The organism is Micromonospora sp. NPDC049374 (assembly GCF_040677165.1).
Classification (GTDB): domain Bacteria; phylum Actinomycetota; class Actinomycetes; order Mycobacteriales; family Micromonosporaceae; genus Micromonospora.
This window is the reverse complement of record NZ_JBFAQH010000007.1, coordinates 262,077-286,353: the sequence shown is the minus strand read 5'-3', so window position 1 is coordinate 286,353 and position 24,277 is coordinate 262,077. Positions and strand designations below refer to the sequence as shown.

15 protein-coding genes are annotated in these 24,277 nt (G+C 65.4%); 7 read left to right on the top strand and 8 right to left on the bottom strand.

Features of this window, described 5'->3' with window-relative positions; all coding sequences use genetic code 11:
• Positions 1-176: 176 nt before the first annotated feature.
• The 7 genes from queC to dbpB (AB0J93_RS14980) are packed head-to-tail and all read left to right on the top strand — an operon-like array spanning position 177 to position 6,445.
• Positions 177-878, top strand: coding sequence for a 7-cyano-7-deazaguanine synthase QueC (queC, locus tag AB0J93_RS15010; protein ID WP_363922013.1), 702 nt, complete (start codon positions 177-179; stop codon positions 876-878).
• Positions 791-1,522: a 7-carboxy-7-deazaguanine synthase gene (gene queE, locus AB0J93_RS15005; RefSeq protein ID WP_363922011.1), complete on the top strand. Its 732-nt coding sequence runs from the start codon at positions 791-793 to the stop codon at positions 1,520-1,522. The genes queC and queE overlap by 88 nt, the downstream gene beginning before the upstream one ends.
• The gene (gene queD / locus AB0J93_RS15000) at positions 1,522-1,881 is read left to right on the top strand and encodes a 6-carboxytetrahydropterin synthase QueD (protein WP_363922009.1); all 360 of its coding nucleotides are present in this window, start codon (positions 1,522-1,524) and stop codon (positions 1,879-1,881) included. The genes queE and queD overlap by 1 nt, the downstream gene beginning before the upstream one ends.
• Positions 1,878-2,879, top strand: coding sequence for a hypothetical protein (locus AB0J93_RS14995; RefSeq protein ID WP_363922007.1), 1,002 nt, complete (start codon positions 1,878-1,880; stop codon positions 2,877-2,879). Before queD ends, AB0J93_RS14995 begins: the two co-directional genes overlap by 4 nt.
• Complete coding sequence (dbpB, locus tag AB0J93_RS14990) at positions 2,879-4,021, top strand: DGQHR domain-containing protein DpdB (protein ID WP_363922005.1); 1,143 nt, start codon at positions 2,879-2,881, stop codon at positions 4,019-4,021. Before AB0J93_RS14995 ends, dbpB (AB0J93_RS14990) begins: the two co-directional genes overlap by 1 nt.
• Entirely contained in the window at positions 4,018-5,259 is a 1,242-nt protein-coding gene (gene dpdA, locus AB0J93_RS14985; RefSeq protein WP_363922003.1) for a tRNA-guanine transglycosylase DpdA, read from the top strand. Before dbpB (AB0J93_RS14990) ends, dpdA begins: the two co-directional genes overlap by 4 nt.
• Positions 5,243-6,445 (top strand): DGQHR domain-containing protein DpdB, encoded by a 1,203-nt coding sequence (dbpB, locus tag AB0J93_RS14980; RefSeq protein ID WP_363922001.1) that lies wholly within the window; start codon positions 5,243-5,245, stop codon positions 6,443-6,445. Before dpdA ends, dbpB (AB0J93_RS14980) begins: the two co-directional genes overlap by 17 nt.
• A gap of 119 nt (positions 6,446-6,564) precedes the next feature.
• Here dbpB (AB0J93_RS14980) and dpdD read toward each other — a convergent pair whose 3' ends face one another.
• Genes dpdD through dpdE form a run of 8 tightly spaced genes read right to left on the bottom strand, consistent with a single transcriptional unit; the run spans position 6,565 to position 23,967 of the window.
• Complete coding sequence (gene dpdD, locus AB0J93_RS14975) at positions 6,565-8,721, bottom strand: protein DpdD (protein ID WP_363921999.1); 2,157 nt, start codon at positions 8,719-8,721, stop codon at positions 6,565-6,567.
• A complete protein-coding gene (dpdK, locus tag AB0J93_RS14970; RefSeq protein ID WP_363921997.1) occupies positions 8,718-9,248 on the bottom strand; it encodes a phospholipase D-like domain-containing protein DpdK in 531 nt (176 codons plus the stop codon). Before dpdK ends, dpdD begins: the two co-directional genes overlap by 4 nt.
• The gene (gene dpdJ, locus AB0J93_RS14965; RefSeq protein WP_363921995.1) at positions 9,245-13,672 is read right to left on the bottom strand and encodes a protein DpdJ; all 4,428 of its coding nucleotides are present in this window, start codon (positions 13,670-13,672) and stop codon (positions 9,245-9,247) included. The genes dpdK and dpdJ overlap by 4 nt, the downstream gene beginning before the upstream one ends.
• Complete coding sequence (locus AB0J93_RS14960; protein WP_363921993.1) at positions 13,665-14,354, bottom strand: hypothetical protein; 690 nt, start codon at positions 14,352-14,354, stop codon at positions 13,665-13,667. Before AB0J93_RS14960 ends, dpdJ begins: the two co-directional genes overlap by 8 nt.
• A complete protein-coding gene (locus AB0J93_RS14955; RefSeq protein WP_363921991.1) occupies positions 14,347-17,418 on the bottom strand; it encodes a hypothetical protein in 3,072 nt (1,023 codons plus the stop codon). The genes AB0J93_RS14960 and AB0J93_RS14955 overlap by 8 nt, the downstream gene beginning before the upstream one ends.
• Positions 17,415-18,326 carry a hypothetical protein gene (locus AB0J93_RS14950; RefSeq protein ID WP_363921989.1) on the bottom strand — a complete coding sequence of 304 codons (912 nt, stop codon included), beginning with the start codon at positions 18,324-18,326 and terminating at the stop codon, positions 17,415-17,417. The genes AB0J93_RS14955 and AB0J93_RS14950 overlap by 4 nt, the downstream gene beginning before the upstream one ends.
• Before the next feature lie 2 nt (positions 18,327-18,328).
• The gene (dpdF, locus tag AB0J93_RS14945; protein WP_363921987.1) at positions 18,329-20,866 is read right to left on the bottom strand and encodes a protein DpdF; all 2,538 of its coding nucleotides are present in this window, start codon (positions 20,864-20,866) and stop codon (positions 18,329-18,331) included.
• Complete coding sequence (gene dpdE, locus AB0J93_RS14940; RefSeq protein ID WP_363921985.1) at positions 20,863-23,967, bottom strand: protein DpdE; 3,105 nt, start codon at positions 23,965-23,967, stop codon at positions 20,863-20,865. Before dpdE ends, dpdF begins: the two co-directional genes overlap by 4 nt.
• Positions 23,968-24,277: the final 310 nt, after the last annotated feature.

Here is a 24,277-nt window from a genome sequence, read left to right as displayed (position 1 = left end):
GGCTTGTGCCGCACCTTCGACCAGTAGCTAACGAGTTCCGAAGACACGCCCTGGCCACCTTCCGACAACGCGCAGTACTCGGGTAACGTGACGCAACCTGCGAGCCATAACTGCACACCCGCTGGCTGAGCGAGCCACTGCAGTTTCTCGACCGTTGACGAAGCGAGGAGCCTCAGATGTCAGCAGCCAAGCCTCAAGCTGTAGTACTGCTGAGCGGGGGTCTCGACTCGGCTACGGCCCTTGCTGTGGCCGTGAACGAGGGGTTCGAGGCCAACGCCCTCAGCTTCCGGTATGGGCAGCGGCATACCGTGGAACTAGAAGCCGCCGCGCGGGTCGCGAAGGCTCTTGGGGCAACGCGTCATGTGGTCGCCGATATCGATCTCCGGATCTTTGGCGGCTCTGCGCTGACCGACGACGAACTCGCGGTCCCTCATCACGAGAGCGCGGAGGAGATCGGGACCGAGATCCCTGTCACGTACGTGCCAGCGCGGAACACCATCTTCCTGTCGTTCGCGCTCGCCTGGGCGGAGACGCTTGGGTCGTCGGACATCTTCATCGGGGTGAGCGCACTCGACTACAGCGGCTACCCCGACTGCCGGCCCGAGTACATCGAGGCCTACGAGCGTATGGCGAACCTTGCCACCAAGGCGGGCGTCGAAGGCAGCCAGCGAATGAAGATCCACACCCCGCTCATCCACCTCACAAAAGCGGACACCATTCGGCTGGGCCTTAGCCTGGGCGTGGACTATTCGCTCACGCATAGTTGCTACGACCCCGTCGACGGCCGGCCGTGCGGCAGCTGCGACTCCTGCCTGCTCCGTATCCGCGGATTTGCCGAGCTCGGCATGTCGGATCCCGTCCTCGGCGGCGCATCTTGAGGTCTGCGTACCGGGTCAAAGAGATCTTCTACACACTGCAGGGCGAGGGCACGCATGCCGGGAGGCCGGCTGTCTTTTGCCGGTTCACTAGCTGCAACCTGTGGACGGGCCGAGAGAAGGACCGCCACCGGGCCATCTGTCAGTTCTGCGATACCGACTTTGTCGGTACGGACGGGCCAGGAGGAGGACGCTTCCAGTCGGCGCAAGACCTTGCTGCCGCAGTGGCTAAGACATGGGCAGGTGCAGCCCACCCGAGAAGCAGGCCGTACGTCGTCTGCACGGGCGGTGAGCCTCTGCTGCAACTCGACGCCGCTGCCGTCGAAGCGCTACACGAGCAAGGCTTCGAGATCGCTATCGAGACCAACGGGACGCGGCCCGCACCGGCCGGCATCGAGTGGATTTGCGTCAGCCCGAAAGCGGGGACAGACCTCGTTCTTCGGAGGGGTGAAGAACTCAAGCTCGTGTACCCCCAGCATGGCGCAGAGCCCGAACGATTCGAGGACCTGAATTTCGGCCACTTCCTCCTGCAACCGATGGACGGACCGGACCAGGCAGCGAACACCCGAGCCGCTATCGATTACTGCCTTGCCCATCCTCAATGGTCGCTGAGCCTGCAGACGCACAAGTACATCGGGATTGCGTGATGGAAATCTTTCGCGAGTTCACCTTTGAAGCCGCTCATCAACTGCCTCACGTGCCCGAGGGGCACAAGTGCGCCCGTCTCCACGGCCACTCCTACCGGGTTGAACTGCACGTACGGGGCGAGGTAGGTGCATCTTCGGGCTGGGTTATGGACTTCGGTGACATCAAGGCGGCGTTCCGCCCCATCCTGGATCAACTGGACCACTACTACCTGAACGAGGTGCCGGGTCTCGAGAACCCGACGAGCGAAGTGCTGGCGCAATGGATCTGGGCGAGACTTGTCGATCAGCTGCCGCTATCAGCCATCGTGGTCAGGGAGACCTGCACCTCGGGCGCCGTCTACCGCGGCGATGCCTCGTGACGGAAGCGACGGCCGACGAGCATCCACCAGGCGCGGCCCGGGAGAGCAACCGGGCGGAAGGATCGGCACGCGTACACATCGTCGTGACCTGCACCAACCGTAAGAGTCTCGCGGTTCCAGCCGACCTGCGCGTCGGAGTCCTGTCGGAGTACCTGCCGAAGCAAAGGCTGGCGGAGTGGCTTCGACGACTGTCCGAACCCGGCCAACCTTCCACTGCCGCCGCCTCACTCTATGCCGGCGAGCATTGGGCGGCGGCACGTCAACTGGCCACCTCGGTACGCGCGGAAGCGCAACTGTGGGTCTGCTCGGCGGGTTACGGATTGATCCCCGCCACCGCACAGGTCCGTCCCTATGCCGCGACCTTCACGACGCGGGAGGCAGACTCGGTCGGGCGCAGGGCGGCCGAGAACCGCGACTGGTGGCGCGGGCTTAGCGAATGGGTCGGCCCGGAACCCGGCGCGCCGCGGTCGTTCTACGACCTTGCCCGCACGAACCCCGACGACACGATCATCGCCGTCCTGTCGGACACCTATCTTCGGGCGTGCAGTGACGATCTCCGTAGAGCGGCGGGGCAGGTGAGCGACCCACAACGGCTGACGATCGTCGGGCCGGCCCAGGCGGATCCCAACCTGGACGAACTTGTCGTCGGCGTAACCGCTCTAATGAGGCCGGCGGTCGGCGGGAGCCTGCTCGCCCTTAACGTCCGGGTAGCGCAGCGCCTCCTCGGCCTCGTTAACGCGGATCCCGGCACCCACCGCCGCTCCCACCTCCGCGCCCTGGCTCATGAACTGGCAGCCACAGCGCCCCCGCCAGCACCTCGGGCTCATCGCGAGCGCATGACCGACGATGAGGTCAAGGCTTTCATCCGGCCACTCGCAGCGGCCGGACCAACCTCGGCAACGCGCCTGCTCCGACAGCTACGGGACTCCGGCAAGTCATGTGAGCAGGGACGTTTCAAGCAAATCTTTGACGCAATCGAATTGGACGTGCGCCGCTGATGCCCCCCGCACACGACTCCAAGACCGTAGCGCGCCGTGCTCTGCGAATCGCCCAGCCCGGCACCCCGGCCCTCTATCTCTTCGCACTCCAAGCGGAAGAGGTCCTGCAAATCGCGGACATCTCCCGGGTCAGTCGGGACGACGCTGGGAAGCTCATCGGCTACCAACGTCCACAGGTACGTAAGCACATTCAAGAGATCGTCGACTACCTCAACACCGAGGCCGCTGTCTTCCCCAATCCCATCATCCTGGCCCTGTCCTCCAACGTGCGGTTCCAGTCGAGCAGAGGACCGGGTGCCGGGGACGGACTCGCCACCTCCGGGGTGCTCAGCATTCCCTTGCCGCAACCCGGCAAGCCCAAGCCCGCTTGGATCGTCGATGGGCAACAGCGGGCTCTCGCGCTGTCCCGTACCCAGCGGCAGCAGTTTCCGGTACCGGTAACCGCGTTTGTCGCGGACAGCGTCGGATTCCAGCGCGACCAGTTCCTACGGATCAACAACACCCGTCCGTTACCGCGGGGCCTCGTGACCGAGCTACTGCCGGAGGTCGACAGCCCACTACCCCCGCGACTCGCCATCAAGAAGGCGCCCTCGGCGCTGTGTGACGTCCTGAATGCCGACAAGGCATCGCCCTTCTACGGGCTGATCAAACGGGCGTCAACCAACCGCCAGCAGGCACCGAACGCCGTGATCACAGACACCCTCGTCGTCGAGATGATCCAGGAGAGCCTCACCTCACCGGCCGGCTGCCTCTTCCCCTACCGCGACGTCGCCCGCAACGAGACGGACTTCGACGGGATCCTCCAGGCACTCTGCACCTATTGGTCAGCGGTCCGTGACACCTTTCCTGACGCATGGGGCAAGCCGCCCACCAAGAGCCGCCTCATGCATGGAGCGGGCATAAGGGCCATGGGACGACTGATGGATAGGGTGTTGGGCACTGTGGACCCCCGCCTCCCCGAGGCGCCACAACTGGTCAGCAAGCACCTCGCAGTGATCGCTCCGCACTGTCAGTGGACGGGAGGAACGTGGGGCGAGCTCAACCTTCGTTGGAACGAGATCGAGAACGTATCCCGACACGTGCAGGAGCTGTCCAACTACCTCATCCGCGTTTACCTGAACGAACGGGCGGGAATTCGATGAAGTTCTTCTTTCCCGATAGCCAGGACCAGGTAGACCCCACGTTCAACTTCCTTACCGAGGAACGCGACCCGTTCCGGGTACGCCAACGCGACGATCTGTACGCCCACGAAGTGTTGAAGCCGCCGCCGTTCAACGGCCTCCTGGTCTCCAAAGCCATCGTGGACGGGACCGCCGGCTCCAGCACCGGCAAGTACACCCTGCCCCAGCGCCACAGGCTGTACCGGGAAGGGGCGCGGAAGTTCTTCCGCCTCGACAACGGCAGCGCCCCGCTGAAGATCATGGGCGACTGTGGAGCCTTCTCGTACGTTGGCGAGGAGTATCCGCCCTATACGGTCGAAGAGGTGATCGGCTTCTACGAGGGGTGCGGGTTCGACTACGGCATCTCCGTCGACCACGTCATCTTTCAATACGAGCCGAAGGTCCTCCGAACCGACGAGGCGGCCAAGGAGTGGGTTCGCCGGCAGCAGATCACGCTCAATCTTGCCGCAGAATTCTGGCAACGCTGTACAGCAAGCGACGTTCACTTCACGCCTCTCGGGGTGACTCAGGGCTGGAGCCCGGAGTCATACGCTTATGCGGTGGTGGAACTCCAACGGATCGGATATCGACGAATTGCGGTCGGTGGCATGGTTCCGCTGAAGACGAAGGAGATCCTCGCCTGCCTCCGCGCCATCGACGACGTACGCGAACCCGACACGCAGTTGCATCTCCTAGGTATCAGCCGCGTCGACGAAATCCCGACCTTCGCCGGCCACGGCGTGAAGAGTTTCGACAGCACGTCGCCCTTCCGGCAGGCGTTCAAGGATGACCGGGACAACTACTACGCGCTCGACCGGACCTACGTGGCGCTCCGCGTCCCCCAGGTCGACGGGAACGCGAAGCTCAAGGCACGGATTCGTTCAGGCGAGATCAGCCAAGGGCGGGCCATGCAGTTGGAACGCGCCGCACTGACACGCCTTCGAGAATTCGACAGGGGCGAGGTCGACGTAGAGGTAGCCCTGGAGGCGCTCGTCGCCTACAGCGAGGTATGGGACGGCAAGGCGGACAGGAGCAGTCAGTACCGCGACACACTCGAGAATCGGCCGTGGCAGGCATGCGACTGCTCGATCTGCACCAAGGCCGGCATCGAAACAATCATCTTCCGCGGGGCGGAACGCAACAAGCGCCGCGGCTTCCACAACCTACACGTATTCGGGCGGCGACTGCGCCGGCAGCTTGGAGATGACGACCGTGACTAAGCAGGGAGACGAGAGCGCCATGGCAGCGAGCCACAGGCAGGTGCTGCATCTTCCAGCTCTCGAGATCAGGCAGGGCCCGAACCGCCGTCTCTACACCTTTGCGGTGGACGGCAAGCAAGTCCCGTCGTTCGCCGCTGTGTCGCGGGTCCGACGCGACAGCCAGCAGCAACTGCACGGCTACCAACGGCCCGAGGTCCTGGCCCACGTGGCGGCGATCCGCCGCTACGTGGAGTCCGACGACAGCCCCCTGCTGCCCAACGCGATCGTCGTCGCCTTCGACGACCGAGTTCGCTTCGTCCCTTCCGACGACACCGCTACCGACGGACCCGGCTACGTCCGCATGGGAACCCTCCTAGTACCCGTGAGCGAGGACTGGGAGGAGGCCGACAAGCCTGGCTTCATCGTGGACGGCCAGCAGCGTTGCGCCGCCATCCGCGACGCGGAAGTCACGGCCTTCCCTATCTGCGTCACCGCCTTCATCACCGCCGACCAGGCCGACCACCGGTCGCAGTTCATCCTGGTCAACTCCACGAAGCCGCTTCCCAAGGGCCTGATCCACGAGTTACTCCCGGCGGCGTCCGGCCCGCTACCGAACCAACTACGCGTACGGCAACTTCCCGCGACGGTCCTTGAGCGGCTCAACTTCGAGGAGCGTTCGCCGCTACGTCACATGATCCAGACGCCAACCAATCCCACGGGTGTCATCAAGGACAACTCCATGCTGCGCATGCTCGAGAACAGCATCTCGGATGGTGTCCTGTACCGGTTCCGCGGAAGCGACGGGACGCTGCCCAACATCGGACTGATGGTGACCGTACTAAGCGACTTCTGGACGGCGGTACGGGAGGTCTTCGGTGAGGATGCGTGGGGCAAGCCCCCTCGCAAGTCGCGATTGATGCACGGCGCCGGGATCATCAGCATGGGCTACCTGATGGATGCCATCGCCGACACGAGCGGCAGTAGCGAGGACGTCCCAGACGTGCAGGGATTTGCCGCAGGGCTGAAGACGGTGAAGGACTACTGCCGCTGGACCGAAGGCACCTGGGATCTCGGCGACGGCATTCCTCGTCGGTGGAACGACGTCCAGAACACCCCGCGCGACATCCAGCGGATTACCGACTTCTTGGTGTCGACGTACTACGCCAAGCATGGAAAACGACACGACCGATCGAGTCGACTTTTTTAGCAGCCCTCTTGTTCACCTAGAGCGAATAGCGTTGGTGCGGTCTTAGCCGTTAAGTTCAAGACCGCACCAACGCGACCAATTGCCAGAAACTATTGGCGGCGCTTCCAATCAAGTAAACTCTACTCAACCATCGTCGGTGCAGACAGCGACTGCTCCAACGCCTGCAGGAACGCCGTCACGCCACGTCCCCGCGGTAAGATTTGTCGACTCCTCGTCCGGACGGCGTCGATGGCGCCGGTGGCAGAATGGGATGCATGCCAGGTATCCACAATCAGATAGTCAGCGCGACGCGCGAGCGACTGCAATGCAGTAGTGGATACCGTGTCGGCGTTTCCCTCAACTGCTCTGGGCGAACACAATCGAGACAGACGTTTCTCGAGTGATTCTGCGGCTCTTGGTAGAAGCGAATACAGCCCAACTACTCGACCATCAAGTTGACGCCACAGTTCTTCCGTCTTCTCCGTCGGCTCTTGCACGGACTGGAACGGCAGACCAACCTCTTCGGCTAGCGCCTGCAACTCCGAGCGCTGCCGCAGGCTGAGCCGCTTCTGGAAGTCCTGTCCTCTACTCAGGACCTCCATTACGGTCGCGTCCCGGCTGCCGAGGTTTGGAGCGGGAGCAGTTAACAGGACCTCGACGAGAGCGAGACCCCAGTCGAACACGGTCGGTGAGGCCACCCGCCGCCAGACGACGGCCACTTGGCCCAGCAACTCCAGATAACGACTCTCTGCCGGAGCCGCCTGCAGTAGCTGCTCGAGCAGAACCAGGTACGCCTCGCGTACCGGCCCGCTCATGTTTTGCTGGTCCGCCAGCACTTCCAGGACGGTGTCACAGAACTCTACCGCCTGAGCTGTCGAAGCTGCATCGGCAGCGGCCAGACAGAGGAGGTCAAGCACTACCGCCACCTGGTCCGCGTTGACGCCCGTCCAGGCGTCCAACACGCCGCTCGCCAACCCACTCAGCTTGGAAGCCGGCAGCGTTCGAAGGCCCTCCCATTGTGCGTGCTGCATACGCAGGACCTCCGCCGCTTCTGGCCAGCGTTCGTCCCCGCCTAGCCGCAAGCACCATTCGATCCAACCCCGGCAGGCGCCATCGACGAACCGGGCGAGGTCGTCGATGTCCCGGCGAAGCCGCCGGTCGAGGCTTAGCCGTTCCTCCCCGACGAGTGCCTGGACGACTTCGAGCACGGCAGGGCCATTGCCGCTGTCCTGCTTGTCGAGGACGGCCTGCACTGCGAATTCGGCGATGTCAGGGTCGGCGGTGTTGAGGAAAGCCTGTATGACCGCCTCGTACTGGCTGCCCTCGAACAACGCTCGGATATCGTCGCTGCCGATCGCCGTCGGCTGGGCCGTAGGCTGCGCGACCGCAGCCAAGCGGTGGAGCCGCTCCTGCTCGGCATCGTCAGCGACGTGTAGCAGTCGCAGGAATCGTTCGTCGTCACCCCGCGCCAGAGCGTCCACGGCGGCGACCGCACGGCCACCGGCGCTGGACGGGACGTCGACCGCGGCGAGGACGGCGCCGTAACGGGCACCGAGCTGGGCGTTCTCGTACACGTCCTGTGGGGTAAGACCGCCTGCCCACAGGTCGGCCACCTCGGTCCACCACAGCATTTCGAGAAGGACTTCGTTAACCGTGCGAGATCGACGCGTCCGCAGCAGCTCGGCCAGATACGGCAGCTCGCGGAGCTCGCGCCACCGCCCGAGTTCGCCGAGAAGTTCGATGTGCAGGAACCGGAGGTTCTCGGCGCTGAGCTGCCCAGTCAGGCGAAGGTCCTGCAGCGCCTGCTCAGCAAGTCGACTGTCCCGCTGCAGCAGGGCAAGTCGGAAGTCACGCAGCAGGTCGACGTGCGAGGGCCGGATAGGGCGTAGCCGCGCGTCCCTGCCCTTGGCGGTGGAGACCGCGTCTTCCAGCCGGTCGAGCAACTCGCCGGGTGCGGAATCGATCCGGCGCACATACGACAGTTGCACCAAGCCCGCGGCCTGCAGGGACCGGTCAGCCTGCTCCGCCCCGGGCGAGAGCTGTACCGCCTCGATGACCGCAGTCGCCGGGCCGAGGAACGCCTGTAACACCTCGCGTCCCCGACGCTGCCCCTCCCGGTCCTCGGACAGAAGGTAGAAGCCCTGGGGGTGGCGCTGGAGCGGGACGACCAGCCAGCCGCTGGAGCCGCTGACCCAGCCCCGCGCCTGCCCCTCTACTAGCATCTCCACCCGCTGGCGGAGCCCCTTAAAGCGGGCCGGGTCTCCCATGCCCACTTGCAGCGTCTCGAGCAGCGTCACAGCACACCCCCGAAGCGGTCGAAGGCGTCCATCCGCGCCTGGGCAACGTAGGTGGGCTCGCGCCTCAGCTCCACCTGCTCCTCGTTGAGCAGGATGCCGTTGTAGGTGATGTTCATACTGCCAACCAGGGCGTAGTCGTCGCTGGTCAGGGCTTTGGTGTGCAGGCTGCGGGTGCCGTTCACGACGATCGTGACCTGGTCGGTGACCCGCATGTCGACGGAAAGACGTTCAAGGCGACGGCGGAACGTGTCGTTGTGGGCGTCAGACGTCGTGGCGATCACCACCCGCGTCCCCTCGGCCGCCAAGCTGGTGAGGACCTCAGCGAGCCGGATACGCCGGCGTCCGTAACGGGTCAGGGCCGGATAGGTGCCGCCACGGTTATCGACCACTTCAACATCGGAGATCCACGGCGACACCAGCCACAGACACTTGCTGGGATTGACGAGTTCCGCAGCGAACAGCGCGCCGAGCAGGTCCAGTACCTCACTCGCGCTCTGCGCCTTGGACTTGCGAATCACCCTGTTCACAGCGACTCCCGCAGCAACACCCGGGCCTCCAGGAAGCGGACCGTCCTCCGTACGCCCAGGATCACCGGATGACACAGGAGCGCCCCGACTTCGACCGGTTGGGTCTGCAGGTCCAAGACGGCAGACCGCAGGACCTCCCGATCGGCGTGCCCGACCCGCAGCGCCACCTCACCCTGCTCGATCAGCATGTCGTGGAGTTCCTTGCGCCGCTTGTCATCCCACGGCGCGACGTCGAACACGACCGGTCCGAGATCCACGTGCTCCCGCACAAGGGGAAACGACGCCGCAAGGCGGGGACCGTAGGGGTTGGAGGAGACGGTTGGTTGGGCGGCCTGACCCCACGGCCACAGTACGTTGGACACCGCGCGAGCCCGCCGTTGTGCAGTCACCCCGGCTCCAAGATGAAGCACCTGGTCGAGGTCCACGTGGTCGGCCAGCAGCGCCCCCAGGGTCCGCGCGCTCACCTCGATCCCAGCTTGCTCGGCCGCGTGGTCCCGCAGATCCAGCCACGATGCGACCTCTGCCAAGAGGCGAGGATGGGCGCCCGGCCCGGCAAGACGGGTGCTCAGCGCGGATCGGGCCGGACCGCCCAGGGCGAGATCCTGCGTCTGTGCCACCTCGTCAACCCGCTCCGTTGCGCGGGCGACAACAGCGTGGCCGTTACGCCAAGAGGTCCGGAGCTCGTCAAGCGCTGCCCGCACCTCGGCTGCCTCCGTGCGTACCAGCAGGCTGAGCTCCTCGTCCATGGTCTCCGCCTCGGACGGGGTGAGCCCGTCCTCGAGCGCGTGCGCGAACGCCTCCGGATTCTCCGCGAGGAGCCACTGGAATGCCTCCACGTGCCCCGTCCCACCGGGCGAGGGCTCCGAGATCCAAAAGGCGCTGTCGTCTTCGGGGGACAGGTCGATCATGAGGTCGTCGATGTCGACCCCGGGGCACAGCGTCGAGAGCGCAGCCAGGGCGAGTTGGGCCACCGACAGGGTGAACCGCCTGTGCCACCACGTGGTCCACGCCGGCGACCGCTCGTCTCCCGAGATCTCCTTCAGCGAGTCGTGCACGGCAGAGAGCAGGGTGGGATCGCCGAGCCAGCTCTCCCAGCGCCGCTCGTCGTTTTCGCTTCGCTCGCCGGTCTCGTCCGGAACCGTCAGCCCCAACGTCTCGGCTGCCTGCCGCAACGCGCCAGCCAGTCCTGACTCGCCCAACGGCTTCCCACTCTCGACCTGCTCCGACGTGGCTGCTAGAAGTACTACGTCGACGAGAGTGTCCCGGTCGAAGACTGACATGGCGTCTGGGAGATCAGCTTCGACCTCGAGCCGGTGCCGGAGGCGCTGTGATCGCTCCGGGGGAGTGGGGGGCTGGATGCCGTCGGGGATCCTGACCCTGCCCTCCAAGGCGTCGCACTGCATGTCCACACCCACGGCTGCCGGCAGCCACCCCTGCTCTCCGGTAATACCGAATCTCAGGGCGACCGGTCGAGGGCGAGGCTCCCACACCGTCCCGCGTGCTGTCCTGGCGTACCGCACGGTCCGCACCCCACCGCCTTGGACATGGAGGTGGGCGGTGACCGCCTCGAGCATCCGGCTGGCTCTCCGGGCGAGCCGCACCGGGGATCCACCGCCGAGGGCCGATACGTGGAAGCGCCACTCGGGGCGGACGCTGGACGCGTCCCGGACGCTGTCGAGGACAGGCTCCAGCGCTGCTGCCATCGGCGCATAGACGGCCACCCGGTCATCGTCATCGTCGACGAGGTCCACCAGCGCAGCACGGTAAGTGCTCTCCACGTCGACCAGCAGTTCCTGCTCGCCGGGAGCAGTGGTGGGCAGCGGCAGCCAGTGCCGCTTGTTCGTCGCCCACACGCCGAAGTGCCTGCTCACGTTGCCCGGGCAGAATTCGTTCAGCACCCTCAGGGCCGGGAGGTGCGCGACGTCCACCTCGTCACCACGCCCAGGCACCTGCAACTCGACGTCAGGTACCAGGAGGTCGTCGAAGAGGTTGCCCGGCACAAACTGCCGCAGCGGGGTGCGCGTCCGCAGGCCGGCGTTGTCCTCCAGCGGCTCCTCGCCCCGCCACTGGTCCCGCAGTTGACGACGCATCGTGGGCACAACGGCCAGCAGCAGGGGCCTGGGTGCGTCCCACAGGAGGGTGTCGACGACCGAGTCCGCCCATTCACCGATGCCGATGGCGAGCGCGTCTCGCAGGTGGCGACGAAGCCGCTCTCGTTCCGGACCGGGGCGCAACAGCCGATCGAGCAAAGCTAACAGGGCGGCCTGCCGGCTACGCGCCTCGGACTGCTTTCTGGGGTTCTCGCGAAACAGCGCCGAGGCGGGACCTGCCAGATCTTCCCAGGTGGATTCACCGGCGGAGTAACCCAGCTCTATGGACAACCAGTCGAGAAGAGCGTAGACCGCCTGGATCCTCAGTACGTAGAAGTTCTCGATGGGGAGGTTTCGCGGCGGCAAATCCGGGTCGAACAGGGCGTCGTAGGCGTCCCACGCCTGGCGGTCCCGGCCCCAGTCGCTGAGCACTACCGCGGTCCACGGCCGCATCGACGGCACTCGTCCGGCGCGGCCCTTGCGCTGCAGGAACTGCGCGGCGTCGTGTGGTGCCTTATGCTGCAGGACTGCGCCCACCCGGTCGTCGTCATACCCGACCTCGAGGGTTGCGGTTGCGACGATCACCTGAGCGGTGGTGGCGACTCCCCGGTCCTGCGAGCTGGTGCGGCCAATCCGCAAGGGTCGGTCCGCCTCCACGCCGTGACCCAGGTGGTCCGGCAGCCACCACCATTGCCCGTCGGGGTCGCGGTCACCGGTTGCCTCCCGGCGGTCCGCCGCCATCCGTCCCTGCACTGCCCCGCGCAGGTGAGCGAGGGTCTGCGGGCGGCGTTTCAGAAGCTTCCCCGGCCACCGCCAGCCTTCGGCGTTCAGAAGGTCCCAGTAGAGCCGGTTGGTGCTGTCAAGCTTGTCGGTGAAGGCGAACAGCCGACTGCCGAAGGCGCCGCCGGACGAGGGTGGTGGGTTGAACGGGTCATCCGCGGTAGAGTCGAGGCAGCGAGCGAGCGCCATGCAGGCCTGGATGGTGGTGGAGAGCGTACCCGTCCCGGAGTGTGGGTCGTGGCGAAGCGCCAGGAGGTACTCGGCCCCTGACTCCGCCAACTCGCCGACGTCTGGCTCGACGACCGTGACGGCACTCGGCGGCAAATCTACGAGCCGGGAGAAGAAGTCACCCGCGTTACGCAGCGTCGCCGACAGGCCGACCCAGACAGGAGTACGACCCAGCCTGTGTTTGAGCCTGCGCAGCAGGAGGGCGTTCTGCGCCCCAGAGGTGCCCTCATACGTGTGCACCTCGTCCAACAGGACGGCGGCGAGGGTCGCCGGACGGATGCCGAATGCGCCGAGGTTGCCCGGGGCGGCGAGTTGCCGGTTGAGCGACTCTGTCGTGCTGAGCATGAGATCGGCAGGTTGCTGCCGAGCGCGGTCGCGCGTCAGCCTCAGGTACTTCCCTTCCACCTCCGCCTTGCATGAGGAGGAGCTGCACACCAGCCGCTCGTCGCCAGCACGGCAGTCAGCCTCCGGCCATACCAGGTCCGCGTCGCATTCGAGACACCGCAGGTACGGACAGACGTAGCCCCTTCCGCGCTTCTCCCAGCCCTCAGCCCAGCCCTTCTGAACGTGGTAGGCGGAGGCGGGGGTGGGGCCGAACCACGTGGCGATGCTCAACCCCACACCGCGTGAACCGTGGGTTCCGCCGAGGCGCTTCGCGTACCCCACCAGCGTTCGCAGCTGGTCCTTGAGCAGCTCGTTACGGGGATACAGGGCCAGAGCTAAAGTGCCACCTGGTGACCCACTCCGCCTCGTCGCCGTCTGGTCCGCCAACCAACTGATCAATGGAAGGTAAAAGGCCAACGACTTCCCACTGCCGGTCCCAGCGGTGATCATCGCTCCCGCCTGTTGACGGCTGCCCAGCGCCTCCAGCACAGCCGTTGTGCTCCGCTGCTGAAATCCGGACAACGTCTCGGGGATGAGCCGCCTGGCCGCGGCGACGCCTGCCGAACCCAGGGACCCGCGGATTTCCGCGAGCACTTGACCGGCAGCTATGTCCCGTTTGGGGCGCCTCCGCGGCCGATGGAGAAACCGGTGATCCAGCACCAGCGGCCGTCCCTCGGTAACTCGTCTTCCCGGGAACGCCTGACGCAACGTGGCAAGCAGACGTACCGTTTCGGCGCTGCGGGACCGGTAGCCGCCGGTTGGGGAGAGGACGACGAGCGCGGCGTCGACCAGTTCACGCAGCAGAGCCGTCGGTTCGTCATGGTCCGCCAACAGCGCCAGGGCTTCGTCCTCGGTCCACTCGGCGCCAACCGCTCCCCACGCGAGCAGTTCCGCCTCACGGAGTTCGATGGTCGTGAGCGCTTCGAGCGCTGGTTCACCCACCGTGGCCGTCCTGAGGCCGCCCCGGCACCACCCGGAAGTTGTAAAGGGCGTTGTTGTCGACCAGCCAATTCCGCACGTCGTCGTTGACCAGGTCGAGTGCGGCGCCGCCCTGTGTCGCCGCAGAAACAAACCCCTTCACTGCCGGAGGGAGTCGCTGCTCTAGAAGCGCCAGGAGTTCCGTGACCTCCGCGAGCACCCGCACCGAGTCGGCGTCGGGCGGCTTTCGTTGAAGCCGCGCCAAGTCGCCGAGGGCAGCATCGAGCTTGGGCGCGACATCCTCAAGACCCTCGACACCGGCAAGTGCCCTCACCAGGTCTCGGAGCTCGAGAGCATTGCCAGCCCGGGACGCGACATAAGTGCTCCACCCGTCCTTCACGGCGTCCCGCGCCTGGGTCCTCAGCCTGTTGAGCAGGTTTACGACCGAACCCAACTGTCGTTTGTCCAACTCGCTTTGTGCCGACCGCAGTTGAGTCCAGAGATCCGGCGTGGCATCCACGCCGGCCCACCAGTCGCCACGGCCGAGGACCGCAGCCTGCGCCAATGCCGTGAGCTCCCGAAGGGCATCCTCGAGTTGCTCGTCGAACTGGCCAAAAGCGTCAAGGTCAGCCTGTAGCAGCAGGCTGTCGCTGGCCTGGTCGACCGCCTCCCGGGTCTCCCTGATCCACGTCGTGACGTCAGCCATTCTTCGCCTCCGCGGTACTCAAGGCTTGGAGGAGCGCCTCAACCTGACTGAGCTTCCGGCGCACTGTCGCGGACAACTGACCCAGATCGCCGGCCTGACCTCCGCTGCGGGCGCACTCTCGGCGTGTGGCTGCCATTGCTTGCCGGACCACCTCGAGGTCCTGCGCACCCACGACCGCCTTTCGCGCCCAGTGCTGGATGCTCAGTGCCTCCTGCGCGGCTGGCTCTCCGACGTCTGCCTGCCAGTTGAGCGGCAGGTGATGTGGCAGGACCTCGAGCCGATCAAGTGCGTTGCTGAACGCGTACCAGCCGTCATGAGGACGGAACAGGTGATTGTCGAGAGCGCGCTTCCCCACCTCCTTCGCCGCCTGGGCAACGGACGTCGGCGTCTGCCCTTCGAGCCCGCCAGCCAACTCCTTGACGGCCGCGGCCACCTCCGCCAGGAAGCTTGCAGTCTCTCCTTCGATGGCGGACAGCAGATCCTGCGCTGCCTTGGCGACAACCGGCTCAGCGTCGGCGTATCGCACCGCCACCGTTCTGAGGTGCTCCGTCGGTTCGCTCAGGACTCGTTGAAGCCCAGCCTCAAGCTCGGCGGCATCGATGAGTTGCGGTTTGCCGGTCGGTCCTTGCCGCACCGCGGCGAGTTGTCCCACCAGGTCAGTCGCTGTTACACGTCGTAGCACGTCACGTGCCGTGCCGTCGACGGCCGCCCAACCCGGTGTGCTCTTGATGACCGCTCCGGCGGTCTCAGCCAGCACAGCGCCGACGTCGCGGAATTGGTCGGGCGAGGCTCCGGCGGCCAGCAGCGCGACTGCTCGGGTGCCCACCGACGCGCACGCCAGGTCCCGTCCGCCGACGCGATCCCGGAACGCCGTGCGGACGAGTTCAGCCCAGTGATCGAATCGCTCTTCGAGGCTGAGCATCATCTCGACCGGATCGTAGCCCTCCGGCCACGGCCATTTGCCCTTGTCCGGGAGCCAGTGCCCATTGTCCACGAACCATCGCGCGGCAATCAGGACCCGGATGTCCTCCGCGGTACGCCCTAGTTCGAAGTGTAGTCTCCCGGCCCCTGCAGGTCGGCCACGCGCGTCGGAGCCGAAGTCGAAGGATTGCCGGTTGAAGAGGCCATTGAGAATCTCAGCGCCGTGCCCGTTCAGGGTGTGGAACAGGTCCAGGTCCAGGTCGAGGCGCGAGGACACGAGACGGTGAAGGATGCCCCGATAGAGGTCGACCTGGTTATCCGGAAGGCGCACACCGTTCTGCCACTGAAAGAGGTCCGAGAGAGGACTGGGTTGCACACGCGCCGGTTCCTCGCGCCGCTTGGGCGAGACGATCGCCGGTGCCTGTGGCTTCCGTGGTGCTCCGTTGCCTAGCCCGAAGGCCTCGAGAACCGCCGACGGCAGAGGCTCCTCGTCGCCCCAGATCACGATGGCTCGGTACAGCCGCTCCGCGTCGTCGCCGGCCCGGCCGCCGAGCAGGGTCTCCTTCCCACGTTGAACCTTGAAGTCGAAACGCTCGCGCACGCGCTCGTGGGGATAGGTGCCGCGGGCGATGTGGGGTTCAGCCTCAACGAGCGCCTCTGATACGCCGACGTCCAGGATCTGCCTCGGCGTCGCATCCGAGCCCCGGGCCTCAAGAGACCGCCTCAGTGCGATGCTGTTGTATGGGTAGAGCCCGACCCTGCCCAGTTCCGGGACATCCGTGGTGCCAAAGCCGGCGTGGCATTCACTGCGAAAGCGGCATGCCAACCCCTCCTCGCGAGTATCACAGGCGTTGGGGACCCAGTCCTCCGTTCCGCTGTTGCGCGCCGCAGACCAGGCGACTTCGACGCCCTTACGCCCGAGGCGGACGAGGTTCAGATACCGCGCCACAAAGGCGTCACGATCCTCGAGGGGGAAGGTGTCGACCTTGAACCGGTGCGTGATGCGCGTCTGTACCGTCTCTGGGAAGTCTGCGTAGCGGTGCTCGGTCACCGCGAAGAGGACGCGTAGTGGAGCCATGTCGGATCCGGGTTGGATGACGAACTGATCGTACAGTTCGCCATCAACCAGGCCGAATTGAGCGAGGTCCTCGAAGAGGAGGATCAGTTCGCGTCCCTGTTTGCGGAGCGCTTGCCGGGAGTGCTGAAACAGAAGGCTCAGGGTCTCGCCGGTGTGGTCGTGCAGACCGATGGTCCTGGGTAAGGCCTTGCGCAGTGCCTCTTCCAGCAACCGCAACGCCGGTTCGGGATCCAGCGTGATCTGATCCCAGAGGACACGAAGGTTGCCGTTTCCTGCCAACTCTCTCCGCACACCCGGCACACGCAGCGGTAGATCCGCATCCTCGAACCGCTCCTGCTGTTCATCCCGCCGGGAGGTCTGTGCGAAGATCGACTGCACGACGTTGTCGAGTAATCCACCTGGTCTGAGAAGGACCCGGTTCACCTGTGGCAGGACCAGAAGATCGGCCAGTCCGTCGCGGCGCTTTCCGTTCTCGTCCGGCTCTCCCAGGAGGTTGTTGCGCTCCTCCCGAGCGCTCCGCTTGTCCGGGTCCTCGTCGTTGCTTCCTGCCTGTGGCTCGAGTGTCCAGGTAAGGGCGAGTCGCATCCCTTCCAGCAGGCGGTCCTGCAACTCGGCAGGCGTCGTCTTTCCGACGGCCGCGTCGATGCGTTTCATCAAGTCCTGTCCGCCGCCGCCGGGGAGACCGCTGACGATACGCCGGAGTAGCTCGCGGATGGTCTGCACTGCCCGCGGCACATAGAGGATGTGGTATCGAGCGTCCGGGTCTAGGTGTGCATTCACCCACCGGACCACATGGCTCTTGCCGGCCCCCGATTCACCGGTGACCGCGATCAGCGTGTTCCGGTCGGGATCTCCGATGTGCGCCTGTAGGGCCCGCAGGACCTGGCGCTCGTCGGAGCCACCGCCCGGAAGTTGCTCCCCCTTGGGGTGTGACACGACCATGGGCGTGTGTGCGGCGAGGAAGACTGCGTCTGCGTCGCTGGGCAGCGCCCCGATGTCGGAGTAGACCGTCTGGCGCACGTCCCCGGTCGTCCAGCAGCGGAAACCCTTCATCGTGCTGTTCATCCGGTCACCTCCGCGACACGTACCTCGCCGATCCGCAAACTCTGGCCGCCGATTCTCAGGACGGCTGCGGCGCTCGCGTCGGCGGACAAGGCGAGATCAAGCACTCCTCGGCGCTTCAGCTTCTGCACGGCCAGCGCAAGCGATGCCGGGATTCCCTGAGGTCTCGCACTGCCCTCGGGCAGGGCCGACACGAGGATCGGATGGCCGAGCACCGGCAGGATCTCCTGTAGTTGGCGGAACCACTGCTCGGCGCGCTCCTGCTGCGGAAGCCTGCCGAGTACGTCGAGCAGGGCCTTGCTGGCGTCCATCAACAGGTAGGCTTCCTGCCCGCCGACCTCTGCGACCGTCGCGATCCCGAGTGACCGGGCCCACCGCTGAAAGGCTCGCCACTGCTCGGCATTCCTGACAGCTGTACGCATGCCGGCGTTCTCGAACGCAGCTTCCGGTCCCTTGTCCCAGTTGGTCGAAAGAGGGTCAAGAGGATCTCGTAGCAGTACCCAGGTCAGCGCGAGCGCGACGTCCGACGGCGCGTTCCCAGCCCTCACCTCTTCCAAAGCTCTCGCTGCAAGCAGACGGAGTACTAGGCTGCGGAAGCCGCGGGAGTCTGCGGACGGGAGTCGCCCAACATCGTCACGGATACTGTCTTTGAGGTTCCATAGGCGTAGTCCGCGACCGCTGCGTTCACTGTCGAAGAGCCCCAGGTCCTCCCCGACGCTCAATGATGAGGTGAGGACGTTGGATGCGTCGTTGCCAGCAGATGAGGCGCTGCGCCCTTCGGCCATGGCCTCTGGTTGCAGCATCCTCTGCAGTTCGTTCTCTTCCGCACCGTCGGGCTGCGTTGCGAGATACCGGCTGATCACCAGCAGGGCGGGAACGCTGGCGAGGTTGTGCTGTTTCAGGTAGTCCACGATTAACTCCCCAGGATGTGCAGGGCGCTGTCGGCATCGAGCCCCACGAGATCCCGGCCCACCTCACGACCTCCGATGGTTGCCCCTGCCGGCAGCAGCAGCACATCGAAGGCCGGAGGAGCGGCGAGCCGCCGAGACGATCGGGCTCGCGAGCTCAGCCAGGATCTCGGGATGCGATGTCCTGGCGGCCAGACCACAAAGGAAGAGCAGGGCGTCAAGTCGCTCGGGTCGACAGGCGACGGGTCGACAAACAGCCAGTCACGTTTCTCTACAGGGCTTCCTACAGTCCCGGCGATGTGCCGGACGCCGCGGCGGACCAGTGCGCGAGCGAGCGGGGGAGTAACTCGCTCGTGGTCGTCCGTCACGAGGAGGATGAGACCGTCCCGGGCGCCCGCAGCGTCCGCGAGGTCGTCCAGGTTGGGGGTCATGTCACCGGGAAGTGGCCACGCTTGGGACGGCCACGGTGGGCGTTCGTCCGCCTTGGTCTCCCCGTTGGTTCGGCAACCTGGGCACCGGCCGCATGGCCAAGCGGGCTCGACGAAGTCGGCTGCCTGACCGAACAGCGCATAGACGCCGACATCTGGACGATACGACTGTGCGATCGCCTCGCAGGCCCGGACGTCTCGCTTGGCGACCGACTCCATGACTTCCAGGGCTTGGGTGGAACGCCCTGCTTCCCCCTTCTGCCATGGCGTCCACTCCTGAGACCAGAACTGAGGCGTCGCGAGGTCACTGCGAGTCAATTCCACTGCCGTCCAGTCAGCCTCGTGATCGCCGTCCGCGATCAACTCGGTCAGGTCCTCAGCGTCGACCTGGAAGCGGCGAAGCCCCCTCAACTCGACGAGGCCCTGAACGAGTTGGGCGTTCCAGCGGCGGTTGTACGATCCCTTGCCCACACCGCGACTGCCTTCCAGATCGAGAAAAGACCTCCCACGCAACGCTCGACGGTGGCGCCAGAGGTCTGACCATCGGTCCTGCGCATTCTCGGCCGTCAGCACGGTGATCCCCAAATTCGACGCCTCTCGACGGTCCTGCGGGGCGGTCAACAGGAGCGCAACCGAGGCGTCGCCGTCGCGTCCACCTCGTCCCAACTCCTGGTACCACCGGTCGACCGTCTCGGGCAGGCACGCATGCACGACGGTCCGAACGTGTCCGTAGTCGATACCGAGCCCGAAGGCCGACGTGGCGACGACCAGGTCCACCCTGCTCGGATGGCCGTCGGTGGTACGGAGGTCGGCCAAGACCCGGGCGCGATCGTCAGATTTGGTCTCGCCCGTCACCATCGCAATCCGCCGATACCCTGCTTCGCGTAGGCGAGTCAGCCAGCGCGCGGCGATTTCTGGCGAGGTCACATAGAGCAAGGCTGGTCGCGGTAGGTGCGCCAGGGCCTCAACCACCCACTCCTCACGCTGCTGATCGTCATCGGCATCGCAGATCCACATATCGGGCTCGGGCCGCAGGGCGTTGGCCGCGATCAACGTGCACGACCCCCCGGATCCGAAGAGCTCCCGCAGGTCCCGGAGCTCATGTGACCCTAGAGTTGCGCTGAGTAGCAGGGTCGTCGGGCTAGGATGTCCTGCTTCCCCAGCCCGTTTCACGAGATCATCCCGAAGGTTGGCAAGCGTCCGGAACTCTGGGCGGAAGTCTCGCCCCCATTGAGTGACCAGATGGGCCTCGTCGACGACGAAGCCCCCCAGGCGACCGCCGGACGCAGCCTCCATCAACAGTGAGCGCAGTGCCCGGCTGACCGACTCTGGCGAGGTGACGAGGATCGGTTGCGTGCCGTCAATGACCCGACGGCGCAGTCGTTCCCGCAGATCCTCATTCGTGCTGGCGGTCCACGCGAAGTGCAGGGCAGACTTGTCCACCCGGGGGTTCTTGCGCGCGTAGTGATCTCGGAACCGACGTTCGAAGTCGTAGGCCAGTGCCACTGTCGGCACGACGATGAGGGTTACCGCATCCGGGTATCGTTCTGCCAAGCAGAGCGCCACCTCTGTCTTGCCGGAGCCGGTGGGCAGCATCGCGATGATGCTGCTGCCGGCTAGAACCGAAACCACGGCCCGACAGGCGGCACGTTGGCCGGCCGTGCGGTATTGAGTGTGCCCGGTGTAGCTCTCAAAGAACGTGTCGGCAGGCAGGTCGTCCTGGTGAAAGCGCCGCGCCAAATCCGTGCCAGCCGCAGCCGCGGCGTCCGGTGAGTTCTCCGACGACAGGTCGAGCCACTTGGGCTGCCAGGCGGGCGCAAACCAGGTGTCTGCCGAGTGCTCTCGCAGGTCCACGACATCAGCCACGTGGCGCAGCCGGGCGGAGACGTGCGGGGAGACGGTAATTCGAACGTTCCGCCTGGCGACCAGGGACCACCGCCGCAGGAGATGCCGAAAGAGTACGGCGAGGTCGAGGTCGGCGCTCTTGGCGTCGCTGACAAGTTGCGCCACCCGGGCATAGAGATCGTCCCCGAATACGGGTACGCCGTTGGAGGGGGAGACCAGAAGCTCGCGAAGCTGCTCGTCCTGATCGAGGGAGGGCGCGTGCTCTGTCATGAGGCCGGCCAAAGGACGATGGCGCCGCAGGCGGTCATAGATACAGCGGGCCTCCTGACGCCACCTGCTAGCGCCTGACCGAGAGCCTCCTCGCGCTTAAGGTCCAGCTGCGCGCTCAAACGTTCAGCAGTTGACCCCAGCCGCTCCGATCTGGCACGCAGCACAGCAAGGCGCGCCGTTACCTCCTCCTGCGCCCGCTTACCCGCGACCGCCGGTGCACTCGCCACCGCCGAGGAGGTCTTCAGGATGTCGTGGGCGCTCTCCCCGGCCATCTGACAGAGTTGCTGCCAGTCGGGAAGAGCAGACAACACCTTCTCCCACAGTTCGCCCCTCAACACCTGGTCTGATCCCGGGTCGAACGGTAAGCCCAGTACGTCCCGCACCAGGCTTGCTGGCGCCGGGCCAGAGGCGCTTGTCCAAGTGCGGACGATGGCTGGTGGCAGCAGCGCATCAGCCCGACGCTGCAAACGCCGCCGCTCGGCTTCGCTGCTGACCTGTTCATGCGAGGCGTCGAATTCCACCAGGAAGTCGCAAAGCAGCCAGAGAGTCGGTACTTCGACCGCCGAGCAGGGTCGAACGAAGGCGCGTGCCCGTCCCCGCTCGTCCGTCTGCAGGTACCGCGAGAGCCAGTCGACGAGGGGATCCCCGAGACGTAGCGGAGCGGCACCTCTCCGGGCGATGGCAGCATCGCGCTCGTACGCGCGGGGTCGTTTGAGTAGGGGACGCAGGTCCTCTACTTCATCGGCGGGAAGTCCGTGGATCTCCGAGCCGAAGTGCACCAAGCCCTTGTCCGGGTCCTCGTAGGATCGCAGCCCAACGCCTCCTCGCCCCCCGACAAGTCGGGAGAATGCCTCATGCAACTCGGTAACATCCTTTTCCGCTTCGCGGAGTTCAACCACAGCCGCCTGGTCGAAGTGCGAGGTAGTCGCGCCGGACTCAACTTCCTCGAGAAGGTCGACCTCCTCGCGCTCCTCCTCAAGGTTGGCCCGCAGTTGGACCAGGTCAAACTCGAATGCAAGCCTGCCTGAATGCTGCAACCGTTGGGTCAGCTCATCCAGAAGTTCGGCCAACCTGTGCTGCAGCGTGGCGGCGGACTGCGCGAAGATTCCGATACCGTCGGTCAGCAGCCGGAGGTGCGCGCTGACCCAGTCGCTGTCCGGTTCAGCGAAGACGACGATCTCCGCAGCACCTGGTCGCTGACTGTATCGATCCAGGCGCCCGATTCTCTGCTCCAGTCGGTTCGGATCGAGCGGCAGGTCCAAGTTCACGAGGACGTGGGCATCCTGCAGGTTCCGGCCTTCTTCGAGTGACTGGTCTCCGACCAGTACCTGGCCGCCTGGCGCTGACAAAAAGTCCCAGACGATCTCTTCGTGGTCGCTCTGACCCGCACCGCCGAAGTGCCTACCGACCCGCCCCGGCCAGCGAGCGGTGGCGTGCTCGTAGAACTCCCGAGCCGTGTGAGGCGATGTCCCCACGACCACAACCTTCAGGCCCTGGTCGAGCCGATTTTGCACCACCTCGACAATGGAGCGCAGGCGCACGCTCATGTCCATCATTTGGAGGCGAGCCACGGCTGCCTTCAGCAGGGCCCGGTCGTTCGGGGGTACGAAGTCGTGAGTGCCGGCCGATGCTGCGAGCCGCAACTGTAGGTGGCGTAGAAGTACACGCGGCCCACCCAGTCCGTTGAGGACAGCTCTTGCGTATAGGCTTCGACTAGATCGCTCGCCTAGATGTTCCCGATACCGTTCCAGGAATGTGTCCACTGTGGTCCGGGCGGGGTCATCGAGTCGAACGAAGACGGCGCGGCGGCCCGCGACCGGATATTCCTCAGTGGCGGGCGTGTTCCTGCGATGCCGGATCATTCGCCTGCTGACGCGGTACGTCTCCCGTACGTAGTCGGCCAGGTCGGTCCAGAGGGGGGACGCCCCATCCTCCTCCGATCGGCACTCCCGTACGAGGCGGAGAATTGTCGGGTCTGCTCCGTGCAGCATTTCTAAATTGTTCAGAACGCTAAGACGATGGCGCCTGGCAGTTCGGGCGGACGAGAGGAGCTGAAGTCCGGTAGCCTCCCTCTCGCGTTGCTGGACTCGCTCCCGGAAGCCCTCTATGTCGTTCCTCGGAAAGGCCACGGGATCAATAAGATTAAGCAGGTCAAGGAAAGTCGTATAGTTTCTGCGCATCGGCGTCGCCGACAGCAGTAGGAGGGCCCTGGTCTTCAACAGGTTCTGCCGGAGCGCGGGCGTTCGGTCAAGAAGATCGACGACTCGATGCGCCTCGTCCACTACGACAAGGGCCAACTGCTCCAGCGTGGGGTGGTCCGCTAACTGCTCGTGGGAGGCCAACTGCAGCCTTCCTGCGTCAATCTCCCCGTCGAGGAGCAGGCGCTCGTACAGTTCCTCTTCCCATTGACTGGTCAGCTCGGCTGGTGCGGAAACGAGTACGGTCGCTTCGGGGTCATCGAGGAGCATCTGGCGGATTACGAGGCCGGCTTCTATGGTCTTGCCAAGCCCGACTTCGTCCGCTAGAAGATAGCGCGGCACCGGATCTGCCAGCACTCTGGCGGCTGTGTCGAGTTGGTGTTGGTAAATCGCGATGGGCGCCGACAAGGCCGCAGTGAAACCGCGGGCGACACGACGCTGGTGGACCAGCTGGTCCAAGAAGCGGTAACGTGCCTCATAGTACTCGGGTGAATCACAAAATCCGTGCGCCACGGCAGCGATCGGGTCGGCCAGTGGCCGGTACCATCGCACCAACAGGTGTCGCTCTTCCAGCGCGATGTCGCCGGCGACGGCAGGTAGCCGTACCAGGTAACGGCTGCGGCTCAGATGGCCGGTCACTTCGCCTGCCATCCAGCCGTATACCGTGCTCCTGACCCAGACTCGCGTCCCGTGGCTAAGCTTTGCTAGGCGAACGCGGCCGACAGGTACTTTATGGACCTCCTCGCGTACACCAGGCAAGTCGACGTAACGGAGATGCGCCTTCCCACCCTCGACCGTTTCGCACCACGCGAAGCCGTTATCGCTGTCAACATCGCGGACGATGCGCCCGGCCAGGTACGATCTACGCTCGCCTGCATTGCTCGCAGACCGGGGCCGAGCCACGGCATTCGATGTAGTGGGCAGTCCGGACAATGGCTACCTTCCGCGGAAGGTCGATGGTGCCCATCGACCTGCTCTTCGTTCTCGCGATCATGATCAGCAACTCTGCCGGCCGGGACAATCTCAGCGGCGGATCGTGCCACCTGTACCGGCCTTACTAGACCTCCGCGGGAGGTCCGCAACGACGCCTTGGCGGCGGGCGGAGCGCAGGTCGGCCAGCACAGCCGTGATCAGCAGCACCGCCCTCGACTGCGGGCGGCCTCTCCAGCCCGGCAAACATCGACCTCACCTCCCCACAAGGTGTGCCGCGGAG